Source organism: Mycobacterium sp. NAZ190054, assembly GCF_001545925.1.
Lineage (GTDB): Bacteria > Actinomycetota > Actinomycetes > Mycobacteriales > Mycobacteriaceae > Mycobacterium.
This window is the reverse complement of sequence record NZ_LMVQ01000445.1, coordinates 23,284-42,508: the sequence shown is the minus strand read 5'-3', so window position 1 is coordinate 42,508 and position 19,225 is coordinate 23,284. Positions and strand designations below refer to the sequence as shown.

The following is a 19,225-nucleotide window of genomic DNA, read 5'->3' as shown; positions in this document are numbered from 1 at the left end:
TTCCACGGCGTAGAGAGTAACTACCGCGCCAGCGCGTCGGCCAACGCGTCACGCCACGGCCGCAGCGGTGTGAGCCCCGCCGCGGCCGACTTCGCCGATGACAGCGCCGAGTAGGCCGGACGCGGCGCGGGTCGCGGATGCCTGTCGCTGCCGACGGGCCGCACCCGGGACGGGTCCTGGCCGAGCTCGGCGAAGACGGCCTGCGCCTGCTCGAAGCGGCTGACCGCGCCGGCGTTGGCGGCGTGCAGCACCGGCGCGCGGATCGCGCCGTCGGCGATCTGCAGCAGCGCCTGACACAGATCCCCGACGTAGGTCGGCGACCCGATCTGGTCCGCGACCACGTCGACCGTGCCGTCCCCGAGTGCGGCCCGGCGCATCACCGCGGCGAAATCGGCGCCGTCGCCGCCCTGGTAGATCCAGGCGGTGCGCACGACGTGCGCGTCGGGCAACGCCGCCAGCACGGCCTGCTCACCGGCGAGTTTGGTGCGGCCGTACACCGACAGCGGCCCGGTCTCGTCGTCGATGTCGTAGGGACGCGACTGGGCGCCGCTGAAGACGTAGTCGGTGGACAGGTGGATCAACGACGCGCCGACCCGCGCGCAGGCGTGCGCGACGTTTCCGGCGCCGACGGCGTTGACCGCCCGGGCGCGCTCGGGTTCGGACTCGGCGACGTCGACCTTGGTGAACGCCGCGCAGTTGACGACGACGTCGCCGGCGGCGATGACACGCTCGGCGGCGGCGGAATCGGTGATGTCCCACTGCGCGGATGTGAGCGCCACCACGTCGCGGCCGGCCTGACGTGCCTGACCTGCCAACACGCGGCCCACCAGGCCGGCTGCTCCTGAAATCACGATTCGGCCGGTCACGTCACGAGTTTGGCACGCCGGTTCCAGCTGCACGGAATGCGGGCCGCTCGCCAGTAGCCTGGACAAATGCCTGCTGCTCACCTGGTCCGTGCCATTTCCGTGGCCGTGGCAGTCATCGTCGTCATCGGCACCGGCGTCGCGTGGGGCAAGATCCGCTCGTTCGAGTCGGGCATCAATCACATCAACCCGATCGCCCTCGGCGAGGGCGGCGACGACGGCGCGATCGACATCCTGCTGGTCGGTTCCGACAGCCGCACCGACGCGCACGGCAACCCGCTCAGCGACGAAGAGCGCGCCATGCTGCGCGCCGGGGACGAGGTGTCGACCAACACCGACACGATCATCCTGATCCGCATCCCGAACAACGGGGAGTCCGCGACGGCCATCTCGATCCCGCGCGACTCCTACGTCGAGGCGCCCGGCATCGGGAAGATGAAGATCAACGGGGTCTACGGTTCGGTGCACCTGGAGAAGATGAAGCAGCTCGTCGAGCAGCAGGGCGAGGATCCGGCCGTGGCCGAGCCGGAGGCCACCGCGGCCGGCCGTGAAGAGCTGATCAAGACCGTCGCGAACCTGACCGGCGTGACGGTCGACCACTACGCCGAGATCGGCCTGCTCGGCTTCGCACTGATCACCGACGCGCTCGGCGGTGTCGACGTCTGCCTGAACGCTCCTGTGTACGAACCACTTTCGGGCGCCGACTTTCCCGCCGGCTGGCAGAAGCTCAACGGTGCGCAGGCATTGAGTTTCGTCCGTCAGCGCCACGACCTACCGCGCGGAGACCTGGACCGGGTGGCCCGCCAGCAGGCGGTGATGGCGTCGATGGCGCACGAGGTGATCTCCAGCAAGACGTTGTCGAGCCCGACCACGCTGAACAATCTGGAGAACGCGGTGCAGCGGTCGGTGGTGCTCTCCGACGGTTGGGACATCATGGATTTCGTCGATCAGCTGCAGAAGCTGGCGGGCGGCAACGTCGCGTTCGCGACCATCCCGATCATCGAGGAGGCCGGCTGGAGCGACGACGGCATGCAGAGCGTGGTCCGCGTGGACCCGTCTGCGGTCAAGGACTTCGTGACCGGCCTGCTGCACGACCAGGAACAGGGTAAGACCGAGGAGCTGGCCTACAGCAACGACAAGACCACGGTCGAGGTGCTCAACGACACCGACATCAACGGACTGGCCGCCGCCGTGTCACATGTGTTGTCCGGCAAGGGCTTCAAAGAAGGGCACGTCGGCAACAACGAGGGCGTCAGGGTGGCGGAGACCGAGGTGCAGGTCGCCCAGACCGACGACCTCGGCGCCGAGGCCGTCGCCCGCGAGCTGGGCGGGCTGCCCGTCGTCGAGAACGCCGAGGTGCCGCCGGGCACGGTGCGGGTGGTGCTGTCCGCCGACTACACCGGCCCCGGCGCGGGACTCGACGGCAGCGACGTGACGCTGATGAGCGGCGACCCGTCCGCGTCGGGAATGCTCCCCGGCGCGGGCGAGGCGGCGCCGGCGCCGGCGCCGATCCTGACGGCGGGCTCCGACGACCCGGCGTGTGTCAACTGAGATGACGAATCTCAGTTCGGCGATCCTGGACCCGTTGATGGCCGCCAATCCGGCCGGTCCGCGCATCACCTACTACGACGACGCCACCGGTGAGCGCATCGAGCTCTCGACGGCGACGCTGGCCAATTGGGCGGCCAAGACCGGCAATCTGCTGCGCGACGAACTCGGTGCGGTGCCGGGCAGCCGGGTGGCGGTGCTGCTGCCCGCGCACTGGCAGACCACCGCGGTGCTGTTCGGGATCTGGTGGATCGGCGCGGAAGCGGTCTTCGGCGGGGAGGCCGATATCGCGCTGTGCACCGCGGACCGCATCGACGACGCCGATGCCGCGGTGGGTGTCGGTGAGGTCGCGGTGCTGTCGCTGGATCCGTTCGGCAAGCCGGTGCCGGACCTGCCCGTCGGGCTGACCGACTATGCGACGGCGGTGCGGGTGCACGGCGACCAGATCGTGCCGGAGCGCAGCCCCGGCGCGGCGCTGGAGGGCCGGTCGGTCGACGACGTGCTGGCCGCGGCGCAGGCCTCCGCGGCCGACCAGGGTCTCACCGGTGAGGACCGGGTGTTGTCGGCGGCGCGATGGGAGACCGCGGACGACGTGGTCGAGCGGCTGATCGCGTTGTACGTGGTCGGCGCGTCACTGGTGTTGGTGGCAAACCCGGATCCCACGCAGGTCGAACGCAGGCGGGAATCCGAGAAATTGACTCGTATCAGTCTGTGACCATATCGTTCCCGTAGCCTCACGCTGTTCACAGAATGACCACGGATACTTTTCGGTGCCGGACTAGGACGGTTTTGGCTAAGTCGGGCCCTTTCAACCAGCAGAGGAGCCTCAGCGCGAGGAGGGCTGTCGATGTTGTCGACCACCGCCGCGATCGCGGTCATCGTCGGGTTGAGTGCCTGGCACCTGTACAACCGGCGCCACCCGGGCTGGCAGGCCAGTGCGGACGGCCGTTTCTTCATCCGCTGCGGGTATCCCCTCGTCGCGGTCGCGACCTACTGGCTGACCACCGCGCCGACGGCCACCACATGGGAATGGGCGATGGGCAACGCGTGGGCGCTGGCCGCCGTGATGTCGTTCGTCGCCGGCTTCAACGCCCTCAACCGCGCCACCGCCGAGCATGCCCAGCTGGCCGTGCAGATCGAGACGATCGAGCCGGCCACCGGGCGCCTCCGCTACTGAAATCGCCACAGGCGCCACTTCCGCCTCTCTGATTGAAAAACGGCGCGAACGTGACGATTCAGCGAAGTGGCGGCGGGACCAAACCGAAGCTCTGATTTATTACGTGTTGTTGACGAACAAGTAATCCTGACCTTATCGTTTGTTTCCACCAGGCTGTTCTCGACTTTCGCGTGCCCACTCGGCACGTGTCGGCCGCTGCCAGATCTGGCAAATGTGTTCCGCGTCTGGCGAAGAGGCGGGGCAGCGTCGGTAGGGAGCGGCCAATGGAGACCATCACCGCGGTGGCGATCGTCGTAGCGTTGTCGGCCTGGCATCTGCACAACCGTCGCCACCCCGGATGGCTGGCCAGCTCGGCCGGCCGATGCGGGGTCTTCAGCGGTTATCTGCTGATCACCATCGCCGCGTTCTGGTTGGTGACCGCGCCGACCACCACCACGTGGGAGTGGGCGTTCGGAAACCTGTGGGCGCTGGCGGCGATGGTCGCGTTCGTATCGGGCTTCGATGCGCTCAACCGGGCGACGGCCGAGCACGCCGTGCGCTCGCAAAGCTTTGAGGCGGTCGACCCGTCCGAGGCCACGCTTCCTCGCCCTTAGCCTGCGCCATTCCCGACGGGCCGGATAGCGAAAGCAACCCGCCGAAGTAGCGCATCGCACCCTGTCGGGTTTCGCATCACCGGTATGCAGATTTGCACTTTCCGGACACGCTGACGCAGGCAAACCAGGCTGCCGGCTGCCGACAGACGAGGCGCATTTGCCAGCCTCCTTTCAGCCAGCACCCAGCATCGGTGGTGACCGAATTTTCTTCTGGTAGAGACTGGAAAAGCAGGTGTCATTTCTGTCCTGATTCCTGTTGACCGAACGTTTCGCCAACGTTTACGTAGACGTCAGTAAACGGGCGATGCTCGTGATCTACTTCGCGCATGAATTTCAGTAGCTGGGCCGCGACCGTCGTCGCCTCCCCCGCAATCGCCGCAGGAATCCTACTGGCCGTCCCCGCCGTCGCGCAGGCAGCACCCGATGACACCGGATCCAGTAGCAGCGAAAATACCGCTGCTACTGGTTCGGAGGACACGTCTCCCCGCCCCACGCAGGAGACGGACGACGACGACCGTGCCGTTCGCTCGAACGACGACGACTCCGACGACGAAGGCGCCGACAAGGACGCCGACGTCGACACCGAGGTCGAGGTCGAGGTCGAGGACGACGGAGAGACCTCACCCGGCCCGCACTACGTGCCGTCCAGTGTCCGGGAGCCCGATTCCGAGTCCTTGGTCTCCGTCACCGCCATCGACGACGACGAGGACGAGGACGACGAGGACGACGACGACGACCCGCAGGATCCCGAGGATGACGAGGATCCCGACGGTGACGACACCGACACCGTTGAGCTGGCCATCGATCAGCTGGCGCAGGCGCGCGAGGAGCTGCGCGCGGCCACCTGGGGTGACGGCAACGTGTTCGCCGGCCTGGCCGCGATCGTGCCGCAGATGTTGATGGGTGGCGCCCAGGCCAACCTTGAGCGCTGGATGGAGAACCACGCTCGTCTGCAGGAGGAGTTCGTCAACACGCTGGACAACCCGTTCGCGAACGCGATCATCCGAATGCGGTTGGAGAACAGCATGTATCGGCCGATCCGCGCACAGGATCAGATGGAACTCGCCGAGAAGCTGATGCCGATCATCGGGTGGTTCGGGCCACGCGACGCGGTGCTCGACATCAACACGCTGGTGCATGACGCCCGTGACAACGGCCTGGTCTACGAGGTCCTCGACCTCACGATGCAGTACAACGGCCGCCAGGTTCGCACAGAACCGGTCATCTACATCTCGGTCAACGGCGGAGAGCGCGTGCCGGTCCTTCTCGACAGCGGCTCGAACGGCCTGGTGATCGATCCCCGCTACGTCGGCTATGAAGGCATCGGGGAACCGGTCGGCCCGCAGGGCTCCGCGAGCTACGGGGACGGCAACGTCAGTTCTTACTACCACCCGTACAGCACGACCATTCGGGTCGGCGAGGACATCGACTCGGACGAGACCGAGGTACTCATCATCGATCTGGAGTCGGTCTACGACTTCACCGAATACAACGGCGATTATGTCGGTGTGCTCGGTATCGGCCCCAAGGCCGGGCCGGGTACGGTCAATGTGCTGGCCGCTCTGCCCGGTCTGCTCGGCCGGGGCCTGCTGATCGACGAGCGTCGCCGCCGAGTCATCTTGGGCCCCAACCCTTATGCCGCTCGAGTCACACTCGACGGCACGCCGAACACCGACGTCAAGGTCCAGGTCGGTGACAACGACATGGTCGACGTCGACGGCTGGATCGACTCCGGCGGAATCCTCGGCAACATCCCGAGCCGCGCGGTCGGCGGAGCGACGAGTGTGCCGGTGGGCACCCTGATCTCGGTCTACACCGACGACGGCGAGACGCTGCTGTACTCCTACCGGACCACGAGGGCGAACACCCCTGATGTCGGCGAGGACGGCGCTGAGGTCGAGTTCAACACCGGGTACCTCCCGTTCAGCTTGACCTCGATCTACTTCGACTACGGCGGCGACGGCAAGACGGTGTTCAACTACCGGTGACCCTGCGATGCGGGCACGGCGCTACCCTCGACGCCGTGCCCGCACCTCACCGTCCACCACTGAACATCGACCAACTCCGCGCCGCCATTTCCGATACCGGATGGCGGCGCGTCGACGTGGTCGAGGAGACCGGGTCGACGAACGCCGATCTGATCGCCCGGGCTGCGGCGGGCGAGGACATCGCCGGTGCGGTGCTGTTCGCCGAGTACCAGGCGGCCGGACGGGGGCGGCATGGCCGAAACTGGTCGGCGCCGGCCCGCTCGCAGATCTCGATGTCCGTCGGCGTGGACACCACCGGCGTCGCGGCGGACCGGTGGGGGTGGCTGCCGCTGCTGACCGGCCTCGCGGTCGCGCGGGTGGTTCGGGACGGCTTCGGTGTCGACGCAGGAGTCAAGTGGCCCAACGACATCCTGGTCGGCAGTGGGAAATTGGCGGGCATCCTCGCCGAGGTGTCCGCGCCGGTGATCGTCGTCGGCCTGGGCCTCAATGTGAGCCTGACCGCCGACGAACTTCCCGACCCGAACGCGGTGTCGCTGGCGATGCTCGGTCACGATGCCGACCGCACCGCGCTCGCGGCGGCGGTGCTGCGGGAGCTCGCCGTACAGCTGCGTCGCTGGCGCACCGCCGACGCCGCGTTGACCGCCGACTACCGCGGCGTCAGCACGACGATCGGCACCCGGGTGCGTGCGCTGCTGCCCGGCGACACCGAGATCGTCGGCGTCGCAACAGGAATCGACGACGCGGGCCGGTTGCTCATCGACGACAGCGGCTCGACGGTGACGGTGTCGGCCGGCGACATCACGCACGTGCGTCCCGCCGAGTGACGCGCGGAGTTTTCGCGAGCGCGCCTTTCGCGAGCGTGCACCCACGGTAGTGCCCCCGGGGCGAGAACTACCGTGGGTGCACGCCCGCGGTCAGCTCACTTCAGCAGGGCGCGGCTCATCACCACGCGCTGAATCTGATTGGTGCCCTCGTAGATCTGGGTGATCTTCGCGTCGCGCATCATCCGCTCGACCGGGAAGTCGACGGTGTAGCCGGCGCCGCCGAACAGCTGCACCGCGTCAGTGGTCACCTCCATCGCGACGTCCGAGGCCAGGCACTTCGACGCCGCCGAGATGAACCCGAGGTTGCCCTCGCCGCGCTCGGCACGCGCCGCCGCCGAGTACACCATCAACCGGGCCGCTTCGACCTTCATCGCCATGTCGGCGAGCATGAACTGCACAGCCTGGAAATCGCTGATCGGCTTGCCGAACTGCTTGCGGTCCTTCACATATTCGAGCGCGGCGTCCAGCGCGCCCTGCGCGATGCCCACGGCCTGCGCACCGATGGTCGGACGGGTGTGGTCCAGCGTCGCCAGCGCGGTCTTGAACCCGGTGCCCGGCTCACCGATGATCCGGTCACCCGGGATGCGGCAGTTCTCGAAGTACAGCTCGGTGGTCGGCGAGCCCTTGATGCCGAGCTTGCGCTCCTTGGGCCCGATGGTGAAGCCCTCGTCGTCGATGTGGACCATGAACGCCGAGATGCCGTTGGCGCCCTTGTCGGGATCGGTCACCGCCATCACCGTGTACCAAGACGACTTGCCGCCGTTGGTGATCCAGCATTTGGCGCCGTTGAGGATCCAGGTGTCGCCGTCGGCCTTGGCGCGGGTGCGCATCGCCGCCGCGTCGCTGCCGGCCTCACGCTCGGACAAAGCGTAGGACGCCATCGCCTCGCCGGAGGCGACCGACGGCAGCACCTGCTTCTTCAGCTCATCCGAGCCGCGCAGGATCAGCCCCATCGTGCCGAGCTTGTTGACCGCCGGGATCAACGACGCCGAGGCGTCTACGCGGGCCACCTCCTCGATGACGATGCACGCCGCCATTGAGTCGGCACCCTGGCCGCCGAACTCCTCGGGGACGTGCACCGCGTTGAAGCCCGACGCGACGAGCGCGTCGAGCGCCTCCTGCGGGAATCGCGAATTCTCGTCGACGTCGGCGGCGTGCGGAGCGATCTCCTTCTCCGCCAGCGCACGGATCGCCGATCGCAGTTCCTGATGCTCCTCGGGCAACTGGAACAGATCGAATGACGGATTTCCGGCCCAACTAGCCATCATCATCTCCTTGCTACTCGCCGGTAACTTTACCGTGCCTGCGGCGTGGGACGAAGTCGCCTCCCGTCGCCTCTCAGGGAAAACTCAGCCCGGGACTTGGTTCGCTCTCAGCGTCCGTGGGTACCGTCTTCGACATGCAGGTGTACATCGAGGGCCCCGCCTTCCGCCGTACCGCGCATTGTGAGTGTGGTTGGAACGCTACTCCGCGATGGCTGCGCGCTTCCGCGGTCGTCGATGCGGGTGTGCACGCGGCGCAGACGGGCCACATCCACGCCGGTTCGCCGGTCCAGGCCGCCGAGCCTGTCGTGGTGCTGCGGGCGTCGTAGGATGACCCCGTGACATCGCTCGGTGAGCGATGTCACGTCCGCATAGCAGCTGCCGAACTTGCATTCCGGCAGAGCTCCACTCGAACTTCTTCTGCTGGAATGCAATTTCGGCGGAAGGAGCCCCCTAATCCCCCATCAGCTTTCGCCGCAGCGCGTCGTCCTTCTCCAGCACCATCTGCTCCAGCGAGGCCTGGAAAGCCACCATACGATCCCGCAGCGCAGTGTCCGAAGCTGCGAGAATGCGCACCGCCAACAGCCCGGCATTGCGCGCGCCGCCGATCGACACCGTCGCCACCGGTACCCCGGCCGGCATCTGCACGATCGACAGCAGCGAGTCCATCCCGTCCAGCCGCGCCAACGGCACCGGAACACCGATCACCGGCAGCGGGGTCGCCGACGCGACCATGCCGGGCAGGTGTGCCGCACCCCCGGCCCCGGCGATGATCACCTGCAGGCCCCGGGCCGCGGCCTCGGCGGCGTAGGTCAGCATGCGGTTCGGCGTGCGGTGCGCCGACACCACACCGACCTCGAACGGCACTTCGAATTCGGCCAGCGCCGTGGCAGCGTCCGACATCACCGGCCAGTCGCTGTCGCTGCCCATGATCAAGCCCACCCGAGCTGTCATGCGTGAGGATCCCATCCGTCGGTCCACTCTGCGTGCGACAACCAGTGTGCCGCCCGCTCGGCACGCTCCCGCAGGGACTCCACCGACTCCGTGCCGCCGACGATGTTGACGTGCCCGACCTTGCGGCCCGGGCGTTCCTCCTTGCCGTACAGATGCACCTTGGCGTCCGGCATCCGCGCGAACAGGTGGTGCACGCGCTCGTCCATCGACATCGCGGGCGTCTCGGGGGCACCGAGCACGTTGCCCATCACCGTCGGCGCCAGCGCGGCGGTGTCCCCGAGCGGGTAGTCCAGCACCGCGCGCAGGTGCTGCTCGAACTGCGACGTGCGCGCGCCGTCCATGGTCCAGTGCCCGGAGTTGTGCGGACGCATCGCGAGTTCATTGACCATCAGCGCGCCGTCGACGGTCTCGAACAGCTCCACCGCCAGCACCCCGACAACCCCGAGAGAATCCGCGATCCGCAACGCCAATCCCGAAGCAGCAGAACCCAATTCCTCGGACAAACCGGGTGCGGGGGCCAGCACGGTGACGCAGATGCCGTCGCGCTGCACGGTCTCGACCACCGGCCACGCCGCGCCCTGCCCGAACGGCGAGCGCGCCACCAGCGCGGCCAGCTCGCGGCGCATCTGCACGCGCTCCTCGATCATCACGGCCACGCCGTCGCTCAGATACTGCGACACCACCGCGCGGGCCTCGTCGGCACCCGACGCCATGATGACGCCGCGGCCGTCGTAGCCGCCGCGCACCGTCTTGATGACCACCGGCCCGCCGACCTCGGCGCAGAACGCCACCGCGTCCTCGACCGAGGACACCTCCGCGAAACGGGGCACCGGAGCCCCGAGCGCGGACAGCCGCCGGCGCATCACCAGCTTGTCCTGCGCATGCACCAGCGCCGACGGCGGCGGCAACACGTTGACGCCGTCGGCGACCAGCGCGTCCAGCAGCTCAGTCGGCACGTGTTCGTGGTCGAACGTGAACGCCGTCGCCCCGGCGGCGACGCTGCGCAGCGCCGAGAGGTCGGTGTGCGAACCGAGCACGACGTCGGGGGTGACCTGGGCGGCGGATTCGTCGCTGCGGAGGGCCAGCACACGCAGCGTCTGACCGAGCGCGATCGCGGCCTGGGCCGTCATCCGGGCGAGTTGGCCGCCGCCGACCATTGCTACGACGGGCGGGGAAGCGTGAGTTCGTGACACGGCCTATATCGTGTCATGACCTACGCCACGTCCTTGACCTGCGGTTACCGAGCGATGCGACATCTCGGCAGCGGCTTACGTAAACTGCCTCATTGTGTCCTTTGCCGATGCGACGATCCGCCGCCTGCCGCGGCCGATCCGTCCCTACGCCGAACGGCACCATGAGCTGATCAAGTTCGCCATCGTCGGCGCGACCACCTTCGTCATCGACTCGGCTATCTTCTTCACGCTCAAGCTGACGATCCTGGAGCCCAAGCCGGTGACGGCGAAGATCATCGCCGGCATCGTCGCGGTGATCGCGTCCTACATCCTGAACCGGGAATGGTCCTTCCGCGACCGCGGCGGGCGAGAACGTCACCACGAGGCGCTGCTGTTCTTCGGTGTCAGCGGCGTCGGCGTGCTGCTGAGCATGGCCCCGCTGTGGATCTCCAGCTATGTGTTCATGCTGCGCGCGCCGATGGTGTCGCTGGCCGCGGAGAACGTCGCCGACTTCGTGTCGGCCTACATCATCGGCAATCTGCTGCAGATGGCGTTCCGGTTCTGGGCGTTCCGCCGGTTCGTGTTCCCCGACGAGTTCGCCCGCAACCCGGAGAAGGCGCTGGAGTCCACGCTCACCGGCGGCGGGATCGCCGAGGCGCTGGAAGACGAATACGAGCTGCGGCATCCCGAGAACACCGACAACGTCACGCCGATGCGGCCCAGCCGCCGACGCTGGAAGCAGCGTCAGATGGATTCCTCCGAACCCAGGGTGTCGAAGACCTCATAGTTCGGCGCTGCCGGTGCGACGGTCGGGACATAGCCTCAACACGTGCCGGGTCGACACCGCCGCCTGCAAGCGCAGCCGTGGGCCCTCGTCTTGGGCGGCGCGGTGGGTGCGCTGATCCGATTCGCCGCCGCCGAAGTGTGGCCGCAGCCGCATCAGGTGCTGATCTCGACGACGGTCACGGTCGGCTCGGCGTTCGCGGTGGCCACGTTTCTGGTCGCCCGCGGAGCCACCACGCCGTTGCCCAGTTTCGTGCTCGGGGTGTGCGCCAGCGCGGCCAGTCTGAGCGCCTATGCCGTGCTGACGGTCAGCCAGCCGCCGCTGCTGTCCATCGCGTTCCTGACGGTGATACCGGCCGCGGCGATCGCCGGGCTGATCTGCGGTCTGTCAGCGATGAAGGCGATGACGCGGTGACGTGGATTCTGGTCGCGCTCGGCGGCGCGGCCGGCACCGCGCTGGGCCTGTTGTTCACCCGCAGGCCGCTGGCGGCGACGGCCGTGGTGTGCGCGTCGATGGGCGCGTTCCACACCCAGTCGCATTCGACGGCGCTGACCGCGCTGGTCGGTGTCGGGGTGCTCGGTTCCGCGGCGAGCATGGTCGCGGTCAGCCTGGCGCGGCCGATCTGGCTGGGCGGCGACGCGGTCCTGCGCACCGCGTGGCGGGTGGTCCGGGGGTTGGCGGTGCACTGCACGGTCGGTGCGACGTTCGCGTTGTTCGGCTATCTCGCGCTACGCGCAGGCATCACGTTGGAGCGCAAACTTTCATAGGTCGTGCGCGAACTTCGGAATTACCAGCCCCAGAGCACATCCAGCAACGTAATATCCCGCCCGACAATATTTGCTCGTAAGGGGTGGGTCGTGGGCTATTCGAATTACATCGGTCGTGTCGGGGCGCTCGCTGTAGCGCTGGGGATCGGCGCGGCGGTGACATCCAGCCCTGTTGTGGCATGGGCCGAATCGGAAACAGACGGCAGCTCGTCATCCGAACGTACGACTTCGACCGAAACGGGTAGCCCGTCCGGCACCGAAGATGCTAATGGAGTAGCTCACGACGGTGCAGCCGTTGACTCCGGCGATGGCGAGATCGACTCCGAACCCAACGAGGACGGCACCGATCCTGGCTCCGATGACGACGATGTGGATGACGAGAATGACGCGGGAATCGACCTCGGTGGCCTCGATGATCTTGAGGGCGGCACCGGTGCCGGGGTGGATCCGGAGGTAAGTCCCGAAGAGCCGTCTGCACCCGACACCGGCGACGTCGAAGCACGCGACCGCGACAGATCAACAGCGGCCGACGTCACGGCCGACGACCACACCCCGCGGCCCACGGATGACGAGGATTCTCAGGCGCCCATCGAGGACACCGATCTCGAAGTGCCCGAGGTCGCGAACGAGGCGCCGATGACGCAACCCGCGCCGGTCACCGATGTCGCCGTCGACATCACCGAGGAAGCGCCGCACGAAGAACCCGAGCAGAACGGGGTGACGTCCGTGACGTCGCTTTTGTCGTCGGTGCTCGCGCCCTTCGGCGCCTCGGACAACCATGCGCCTGCCGATTCCCCGTTGGCGTGGGGTCTGCTCGCCTTCGCCCGGCGGCAACTCGGGCAGCGCAGCGAGCAGACCGGTGATGGGCTGCACATGGCGGCGGCACTGGACACCGCGGCAGCCGTCGATCCGAATGCCGCACCCACCGGTCGGGCCTGGGTGTTCTCACCGGGATGGCTGACGGGGCGCGTCTTCGGGCTGGTGTTCGGATCAGACAGTGATCGGGACAGGCTGACGTACACCGGTTCCACCAGTACGGGCAAGGGCACGGTCGTGGTCAACCCCCGGGGCTCGTTCACGTACACGCCCACCGAGGCGGCCCGGCATGCCGCAGCGAAAAGTGATGCCACCGACGACGATCGCACCGATTCGTTCGTCATCACCATCGACGACGGCAACGGCCACCTGACCGAGGTGCAGATCAACGTCGAGATCCGCCCGGCCAACAAGCGACCCGACGCCTCGGGGTCGGTCGGGCTGCCGAACATGGATACCGGTGCGGTCACTGGGGTTGTCGTGACCGATGACAGCGACGGCGACACCCTGACCTACCGGGTCAGCACATCCGGCAAAGGCAGCGTGGTCGTCAACGACGACGGCACGTTCGTCTACACGCCGACCGAAGCGGCTCGCGAAGCCGCCGGTAACCGAAGCTTTTGGTCGTTCGGCGCGCGGCGCGACACGTTCACCGTGACCGTCGACGATGGTCACGGCGGTACCGACACCGTGCGGTTCACCGTGCAGATCGCCGCGATCGACAACGAGGCACCCGAGTTCGACGACGTCGAGCAGCGTGACCCCGGCATTTGGACGGGCCGCGTGTCGGGCCGGGTGTTCGCCACCGACGCCGACGGCGACTGGTTGACCTATTCGGGTTCGACGGTGACCGACAAGGGCCGCGTCACCGTGTACTCGTCAGGTCGCTTCGTCTACACCCCCACCTCCGATGCGCGGCACGCCGCCGCGGCTGTCGGCGCAACTGCGGCCGACATGGTCGACACCTTCGCCGTCACGGTCACCGACGGGTTCGGCGGGTCTCTGGTCGTACCGGTCACGGTGAACATCGCTCCGCGCAACGTCGATCCGAGGATCACCAGGGCGGGCGCGACGAGGCCGGATGACGACGGGGTGGTCACCGTGACGGTGAGCGCACGCGACAGCGACGGTGACGAACTGACGTTCACCGCTCCGGCGTCGACGGCGAAAGGCACGTTGGTCAACAACGGCGACGGCACCTTCACCTATACACCGACCGCAGCGGCTCGCCAGGCGGCCGGAGCCGACGGCGCAACCCCGGCGGACCGGACCGACACACTGACCGTGACCGTCACCGACGGTCACGGCGGCAAAGACACCGCGACGGTCACGGTGCAGATCGCACCGTCGACAAGTACCAACGCCGATCCCACCGACGGGTCCTTCTCCGTCGACGCTCCGGGTGTCGACGGCGTCGTCACCGGTACGGTCACGGCCATCGACCCTGACGAAAATGCGCTGTCCTACAGCGGCTCCGGCACCACCTCGAAGGGCAGTGTCGTCGTCGATCCCGACGGCAGCTTCACCTACAGCCCGACACCGGAGGCCCGTCACGCCGCGGCGGCCGTGGGCGCGCCGGCTTCAGCGTTGACGGACTCGTTCACGGTGATGGTCGATGACGGACTGGGCGGCACGCTCGCTGTACCCGTGACGGTGACCATCGTCGGCGCGAACACCCCACCTGACGCAAGTTTCTCCGCCGGTAGCCCGGACCCCGAGACCGGCATCGTCGCCGGCATCGTCACTGCCACCGACGCGGACGGTGATACCCGAACCTATTCTGCCCCAGCGCTTTCCGCCAAAGGCGGTGAGATCACGCTGAACACCACCACGGGCCAGTTCAGCTACAAGCCCACCGATGTCGCGCGCGCCCAGGCGGCGCAGACACCCGGCACCGACACCGACACGTTCACCGTCACGGTCACCGACGGCCACGGCGGCACCGACACCGTCACGGTCTCGGTGACGGTCGCACCGCCGGTGGTGACGACGGCGGAGACCGCGCCCGGTGCACCGGCGGGAAGCGTCGTCGTCGCCTCCGACGGAACCCGCTACCAGGTGACGTCGGACTACGACGACCAGACCGGGCTCCCGACAGCGATCACCCGCGTGAGCGTTCTCGACGAGGACGGTCGGGTCATCGCCACCAGTGACGACATCCCCGGAGGAGTACTCGGCGCATCGTCGGCGGTCGCCCGTCCCGACGGCAGCCTGCTGTTGGTCACCACGGATACCACTACCAACATCAGCTATATCTCCGTGGTGAACGCGCAGGGTGTCGTCACCGATGCGGGAACAGCCAGCGGCATGGCCGCAGGCGCGATATCGCTGGCTGCCAACGGCACTGCGTTCTTCACGACGGTGGAGATTGAGACCGACGACGAGGGAAACCTGGTCGCGTTTTCGTATCGACTCGTGCGGGTGTCCGCGGCGAACAGCACGCAGACCTATGACGTGGACGGGTCGACGGCCGGAACTCCGGTGGTCACACCGGACGGAAGCGCCTATTTGGTGCGGTACGGCACCTCCGCCATCCTCGCCATCGACCCCGACGGAACGGCCACGTCGCATTTCGAGCAGCCGATCACCATGGCGACTCAGCCGGTGCTCGCGTCGGACGGCAACGTCTATGTGGCGGTGACCACCGCGAGCGGTCAGGCGAGCAACGTCACCGACATTCTGATGTTTACTGGTTCGACGCTCACGGTGCGTCAGGTTCCGGGTGTCCTCGGCTTCGGCGGCGCACCGATCACGGTGGGCCCGGACGGCAGCGTCCACGTGGTCACGGGCACCCAGAGCCAGACCGGCATGCAACTCTTCCTGTCGCGCGTCACCTCCACCGCGGTGCGGACGACGTCGTTCGACGGGAATCTCGCCAGTTTCGTGCGTGTTGCCGGGGACGGCACCGCATACGTGCAGGCGCAGCGGTTCGCCGGGAACGGCGTGGTGTACGAACTGAAGATCGTCGACATCGACGGCAGCGTGATTTCGGTGGCGATCCCCGGGCAGGTTGCCGCGCTACAGGTCAACGGCGGTAATCTGGTCGTCGCACCGGACGGAACCGCTTACGTGTCCTATCGATCCGAGACAGGCCGGTATCACGTCGCCGTGATCACACGGGGCGGGACGATCACGACCCGCGCGCTTCCGGTCGAGGTGACGGTGGACCAGCCGGTCAGCATCTCTCCGACCGGCGCCGCGTTCCAGCGGGTGACCCGCGTCGATGCTGAGACCGGGCAGTCTTTCGTGTCGGTGGTGTCCGTTGCGACAGGCGCGGTGTCGGACGAGATCCCCGGTGCCGGCGCCGCCACGATGGGTACGGATCCGATCGTCTTCGGGCCGGACGGCCGAGGCTACGTCTTCGCCGGCCAACAGGACGAGGACGGCGGCACCATCACCTCGGTGCTCGTCCTGCGCGCCGACGGCTCGACGCTTGAGACCTTCTCAGCCGCCGGAAGTGTGGTGGCCGGCCTGGAAGCCGGCGGGTTGACCGGAGTCCAGCCCCGGTTGGTGACATTCGCGCCGGATGGCACGGCGTACGTGACGATTTCGGACGGACCCGAGGTCACCGGGGGCACCAGCGAGGTGTGGGCGATCACCGGCGACGGTGCGGGCAAGGTCATCGAGGTTGCCTCCACACGGGTCGCCCTGGTCAGCGTCGGCACCGACGGGACCGCGTACTTCAGTGCGGGTTACGTCGACGAGGCCAGCGGGGACGTGGTGACCAAGGTGCACGCGATCGGTGACTTCCCGGTGGTCGGGGTGCCGGGGTTTGTGGTCGACGATGTTGATGACGAAACCGGCGCCGTGACAGGACATTTCAAGGTCTTCAGCCCTGGGGGCCGGCCGCTGAGCTATCAGCTCGACACCGTGGTGGACCCTGAGGTGGGCAGCCTGGAGGTCGACAGCGCCACGGGAGCATGGACTTTCACCCCGACTCAGGCTGCCCGGGAGGCAGCGTACTTCACCGCGGGCCAGGACCGACTGCCGTTCACCGTGACCGTCTCCGACGGCAGCACGGCGGTCTCGGTGGCCGTGTCCGCACTGATCAGCGAGCTGGCGCCCTACCAGGCGCCGGTGGTCGACGAGGCGGAGCCGTACACCGTGGCGCCGGGCGGGCCCGATCCGGCGACCGGTGCGATCGTCGGGCAGGTCAACGTCACCGATGACGAGGTGCTGACCTACTACGTGGTGACCCAACCCGACCCGGCGCTGGGGACGCTCGAACTGAACGCGCAGACCGGGCAGTGGACGTTCACGCCGACCGCGCGCACCCGCGTTCTGGCCCACGCGTTGGGGCAGCAGTCCGTGGAGGTCACGTTCGCCGTCGCGGCGACCGACGGAACGACCGCGACGGCGCCGATCGTGGTCACCGAACCGATCACCGGCTCGCCGGTCGCCGCAGTCCCGTTGCCGTCCGGTGAGATTCCGCTGCAGTCGTTCATCGATCCCGACACCGGTGACGGCTACTTCTTCACCTACGACGAGGAGCAGCAGGTCAGCCACCTCGCGGTCATCATCGCGCGGGACGGCAGTTACCGCATGCCGGCCAGCGCACCGGTCTCGGGTGCGGTGTTCGGCACGTTGACCGTGGGCGAAACCACCTATGTGGTCTCGGTGACGCTCGGTGCCGAACGCCAAACCTATCTGGCGCGGCTGGATGCTGACGGTTTGATACCGATCGCCGGCGCTATTGCGGGCGATCCCTTCGACATCACAGACATCTACAACCTCAAGCTTCGTCACTTCGCTTCGGGAAGTACGACCTATCTGGTGTCGCAATCCGGCGAGGCGGGTTCTGGTACCGAGCAGATCCACTTGACGGCCATCACCACGAACGGGATCGGTTCGACGACAACGGTTCCCGGCCACTTCCAGGATGTCATCACGAGCGGCGACAACACCTTCGTGGTGTCGTGGACAAGCGATCATGAGTTCAACTACGAAACCCATGTCACCTTGGTAGAGCCGAACGGCGTGACACCGGCAATGGTTCCGATGCCCGGGGGACTGTTCGATGATCCTGTGGTCCTCGGCGGTAACACCTATGTGCTGACCGAGTCCTATTCCGACGTCACCACCCACCACGTGAGCGCATTGACGGCTTCGGGGACCGTCTACGTGGGCGGCAGTCCCGGCCGCCTGATAGGCGATCCCTTCGTCATCGGTGGTAACCCGTACTTCTTCTCTCAGACCGACAGCGGAGACCCCCTCTACATCTCACAGATCCACCTTTCGACGTTCGGGCCGACACCCGGGAGCATGACGTATGTCGGCGACCCCGTCGCCGGGTATCTGGGCGAGGACGCCGGCCCATTCGTCATCGGTGACGACACCTATGTGGTGATGCGTGTGTTCGATGCGACCCTCGGTGACCAGACCCAACTCATGACGGTCGGCGCCGAAGGTCTGACGCCGGTCGGCGGGGGTATCGCCGTTGGGGGCGGCTCCCTCATCATGCTGGACGGGAACCCCTACGTGGCGACGTGGACCGACAACCCGACCGGCTACCAGGTGCAGCTGCTGGCGATCGGTCCGGGCGGATTGACGCCGGTCGGTGACCCTGTCGCTCTTCCCGAGGCGGATACTGTCTGGGACGCAAGAACGATTCTCATCGGCGACACCACCTACCTGGGGATTGAGGCTTCGGCACCCGGCGCTGGCTCGCAGATCCATTTCGTCCGCGTCGGAGCCGAGGAACTGACCCGAGTGGGAAGCCCCGTCCCCGGTTATTTCGAGAACGTTGTCGATCCGGTGGTGGTAGGTGACACCGCCTACGTGGTGACCGTGACCGGCGATGACGAGTCCGGCTACCAGACGCACTTGACGGCGGTGGGCCCTGCCGGCGTGACGCCGGTGGATGTTGACATTCCGGGCCAGGTGATCGAAACCTTCGGCGGGTACCCGGGGGTGACCATCGGTGAGACGACCTACCTGGTGACGGCGCGCGACGGCTCGTTCGTCGGTGACCAACAGTTCTATCTGACAGAAATCGGTCCCGGCGGTGTCATTCCACCCGGCGCGGCCCGCGCGGGCCTTCCGGGAGGTGAACCCCTCACCATCGATGGCAAGACCTATCTGGTTTCTGATGTCTATGTTGAGGTTCCCCAGCAGGACTACTGGACCCTAGGCCAGACCTACCTCACGGTCTTGGATCCGGACAGCGGAGCGCCTGCCGTCACGTATTCGATTGTCGGCGGTATGTCGAGGACACCTGTCCGCATCGGCGACACCACATACCTGGTGTCTTCCTCCACCGACGGCGACCCGGCAAGCATGGAGGAAACCCGGACTCACCTGTGGGCGATGACCGAGGACGGCCCCGTGCCGGTGGCGCAACCGTTCCCGTGGGCGGCGCAGGGGCTCGACAACGGCGTCATCCTGATCGGCGACACCACCTATGTGATGACGGGCGCGGGATTGTGGGCGGTCGACCTCGGCACGATCCAAAGCGGCCAGGAGGTCTGAGCATCAAGC

At 67.3% G+C, this 19,225-nt stretch carries 15 protein-coding genes; 11 read left to right on the top strand and 4 right to left on the bottom strand.

Annotated elements, in window-relative coordinates; genetic code table 11:
* Nucleotides 1-20: 20 nt before the first annotated feature.
* A complete protein-coding gene (gene rfbD / locus ASJ79_RS23820) occupies nt 21-866 on the bottom strand; it encodes a dTDP-4-dehydrorhamnose reductase (protein WP_067960755.1) in 846 nt (281 codons plus the stop codon).
* Nucleotides 867-932: 66 nt separating this feature from the next.
* On the opposite strand from rfbD, the gene ASJ79_RS23815 reads away from it, so the two are divergent.
* The 6 genes from ASJ79_RS23815 to ASJ79_RS23790 all read left to right on the top strand — a co-directional run bounded on the left by ASJ79_RS23815 (nt 933) and on the right by ASJ79_RS23790 (nt 6,993).
* Nucleotides 933-2,414 carry an LCP family protein gene (locus ASJ79_RS23815; protein ID WP_067960752.1) on the top strand — a complete coding sequence of 494 codons (1,482 nt, stop codon included), beginning with the start codon at nt 933-935 and terminating at the stop codon, nt 2,412-2,414.
* Nucleotide 2,415: 1 nt separating this feature from the next.
* Nucleotides 2,416-3,126, top strand: coding sequence for a TIGR03089 family protein (locus tag ASJ79_RS23810; protein WP_067960749.1), 711 nt, complete (start codon nt 2,416-2,418; stop codon nt 3,124-3,126).
* Nucleotides 3,127-3,258: 132 nt separating this feature from the next.
* The gene (locus ASJ79_RS23805; protein ID WP_067960746.1) at nt 3,259-3,588 is read left to right on the top strand and encodes a hypothetical protein; all 330 of its coding nucleotides are present in this window, start codon (nt 3,259-3,261) and stop codon (nt 3,586-3,588) included.
* A gap of 263 nt (nt 3,589-3,851) precedes the next feature.
* Entirely contained in the window at nt 3,852-4,181 is a 330-nt protein-coding gene (locus tag ASJ79_RS23800; RefSeq protein ID WP_067960745.1) for a hypothetical protein, read from the top strand.
* Between the two features lie 326 nt (nt 4,182-4,507).
* Entirely contained in the window at nt 4,508-6,169 is a 1,662-nt protein-coding gene (locus ASJ79_RS23795; RefSeq protein ID WP_067960742.1) for a PecA family PE domain-processing aspartic protease, read from the top strand.
* 35 nt (nt 6,170-6,204) lie between these two features.
* The gene (locus ASJ79_RS23790; RefSeq protein WP_067960740.1) at nt 6,205-6,993 is read left to right on the top strand and encodes a biotin--[acetyl-CoA-carboxylase] ligase; all 789 of its coding nucleotides are present in this window, start codon (nt 6,205-6,207) and stop codon (nt 6,991-6,993) included.
* A 95-nt stretch (nt 6,994-7,088) separates the two neighbouring features.
* Here the strand turns inward: ASJ79_RS23790 and ASJ79_RS23785 are convergent, their stop codons facing one another.
* Complete coding sequence (locus ASJ79_RS23785) at nt 7,089-8,258, bottom strand: acyl-CoA dehydrogenase (protein ID WP_067960782.1); 1,170 nt, start codon at nt 8,256-8,258, stop codon at nt 7,089-7,091.
* Nucleotides 8,259-8,392: 134 nt separating this feature from the next.
* On the opposite strand from ASJ79_RS23785, the gene ASJ79_RS23780 reads away from it, so the two are divergent.
* The gene (locus ASJ79_RS23780; protein WP_156448609.1) at nt 8,393-8,584 is read left to right on the top strand and encodes a hypothetical protein; all 192 of its coding nucleotides are present in this window, start codon (nt 8,393-8,395) and stop codon (nt 8,582-8,584) included.
* A 124-nt stretch (nt 8,585-8,708) separates the two neighbouring features.
* On the opposite strand, the gene purE is transcribed toward ASJ79_RS23780, so the two are convergent.
* The gene (purE, locus tag ASJ79_RS23775) at nt 8,709-9,209 is read right to left on the bottom strand and encodes a 5-(carboxyamino)imidazole ribonucleotide mutase (RefSeq protein ID WP_067960736.1); all 501 of its coding nucleotides are present in this window, start codon (nt 9,207-9,209) and stop codon (nt 8,709-8,711) included.
* The gene (locus ASJ79_RS23770; RefSeq protein WP_067960734.1) at nt 9,206-10,366 is read right to left on the bottom strand and encodes a 5-(carboxyamino)imidazole ribonucleotide synthase; all 1,161 of its coding nucleotides are present in this window, start codon (nt 10,364-10,366) and stop codon (nt 9,206-9,208) included. Before ASJ79_RS23770 ends, purE begins: the two co-directional genes overlap by 4 nt.
* A gap of 130 nt (nt 10,367-10,496) precedes the next feature.
* Here ASJ79_RS23770 and ASJ79_RS23765 point away from each other — a divergent pair, with 130 nt between their 5' ends.
* From ASJ79_RS23765 to ASJ79_RS23750, 4 genes are all read left to right on the top strand, one after another.
* Nucleotides 10,497-11,168, top strand: a complete 672-nt coding sequence (locus tag ASJ79_RS23765; RefSeq protein ID WP_067960732.1) for a GtrA family protein — start codon at nt 10,497-10,499, stop codon at nt 11,166-11,168.
* 42 nt (nt 11,169-11,210) lie between these two features.
* The gene (locus tag ASJ79_RS23760) at nt 11,211-11,579 is read left to right on the top strand and encodes a chromosome condensation protein CrcB (protein ID WP_067960729.1); all 369 of its coding nucleotides are present in this window, start codon (nt 11,211-11,213) and stop codon (nt 11,577-11,579) included.
* Nucleotides 11,576-11,932 (top strand): hypothetical protein, encoded by a 357-nt coding sequence (locus ASJ79_RS23755; RefSeq protein ID WP_067960727.1) that lies wholly within the window; start codon nt 11,576-11,578, stop codon nt 11,930-11,932. Before ASJ79_RS23760 ends, ASJ79_RS23755 begins: the two co-directional genes overlap by 4 nt.
* Nucleotides 11,933-12,301: 369 nt before the next feature.
* Complete coding sequence (locus ASJ79_RS23750) at nt 12,302-19,216, top strand: VCBS domain-containing protein (RefSeq protein WP_067960724.1); 6,915 nt, start codon at nt 12,302-12,304, stop codon at nt 19,214-19,216.
* Nucleotides 19,217-19,225: the final 9 nt, after the last annotated feature.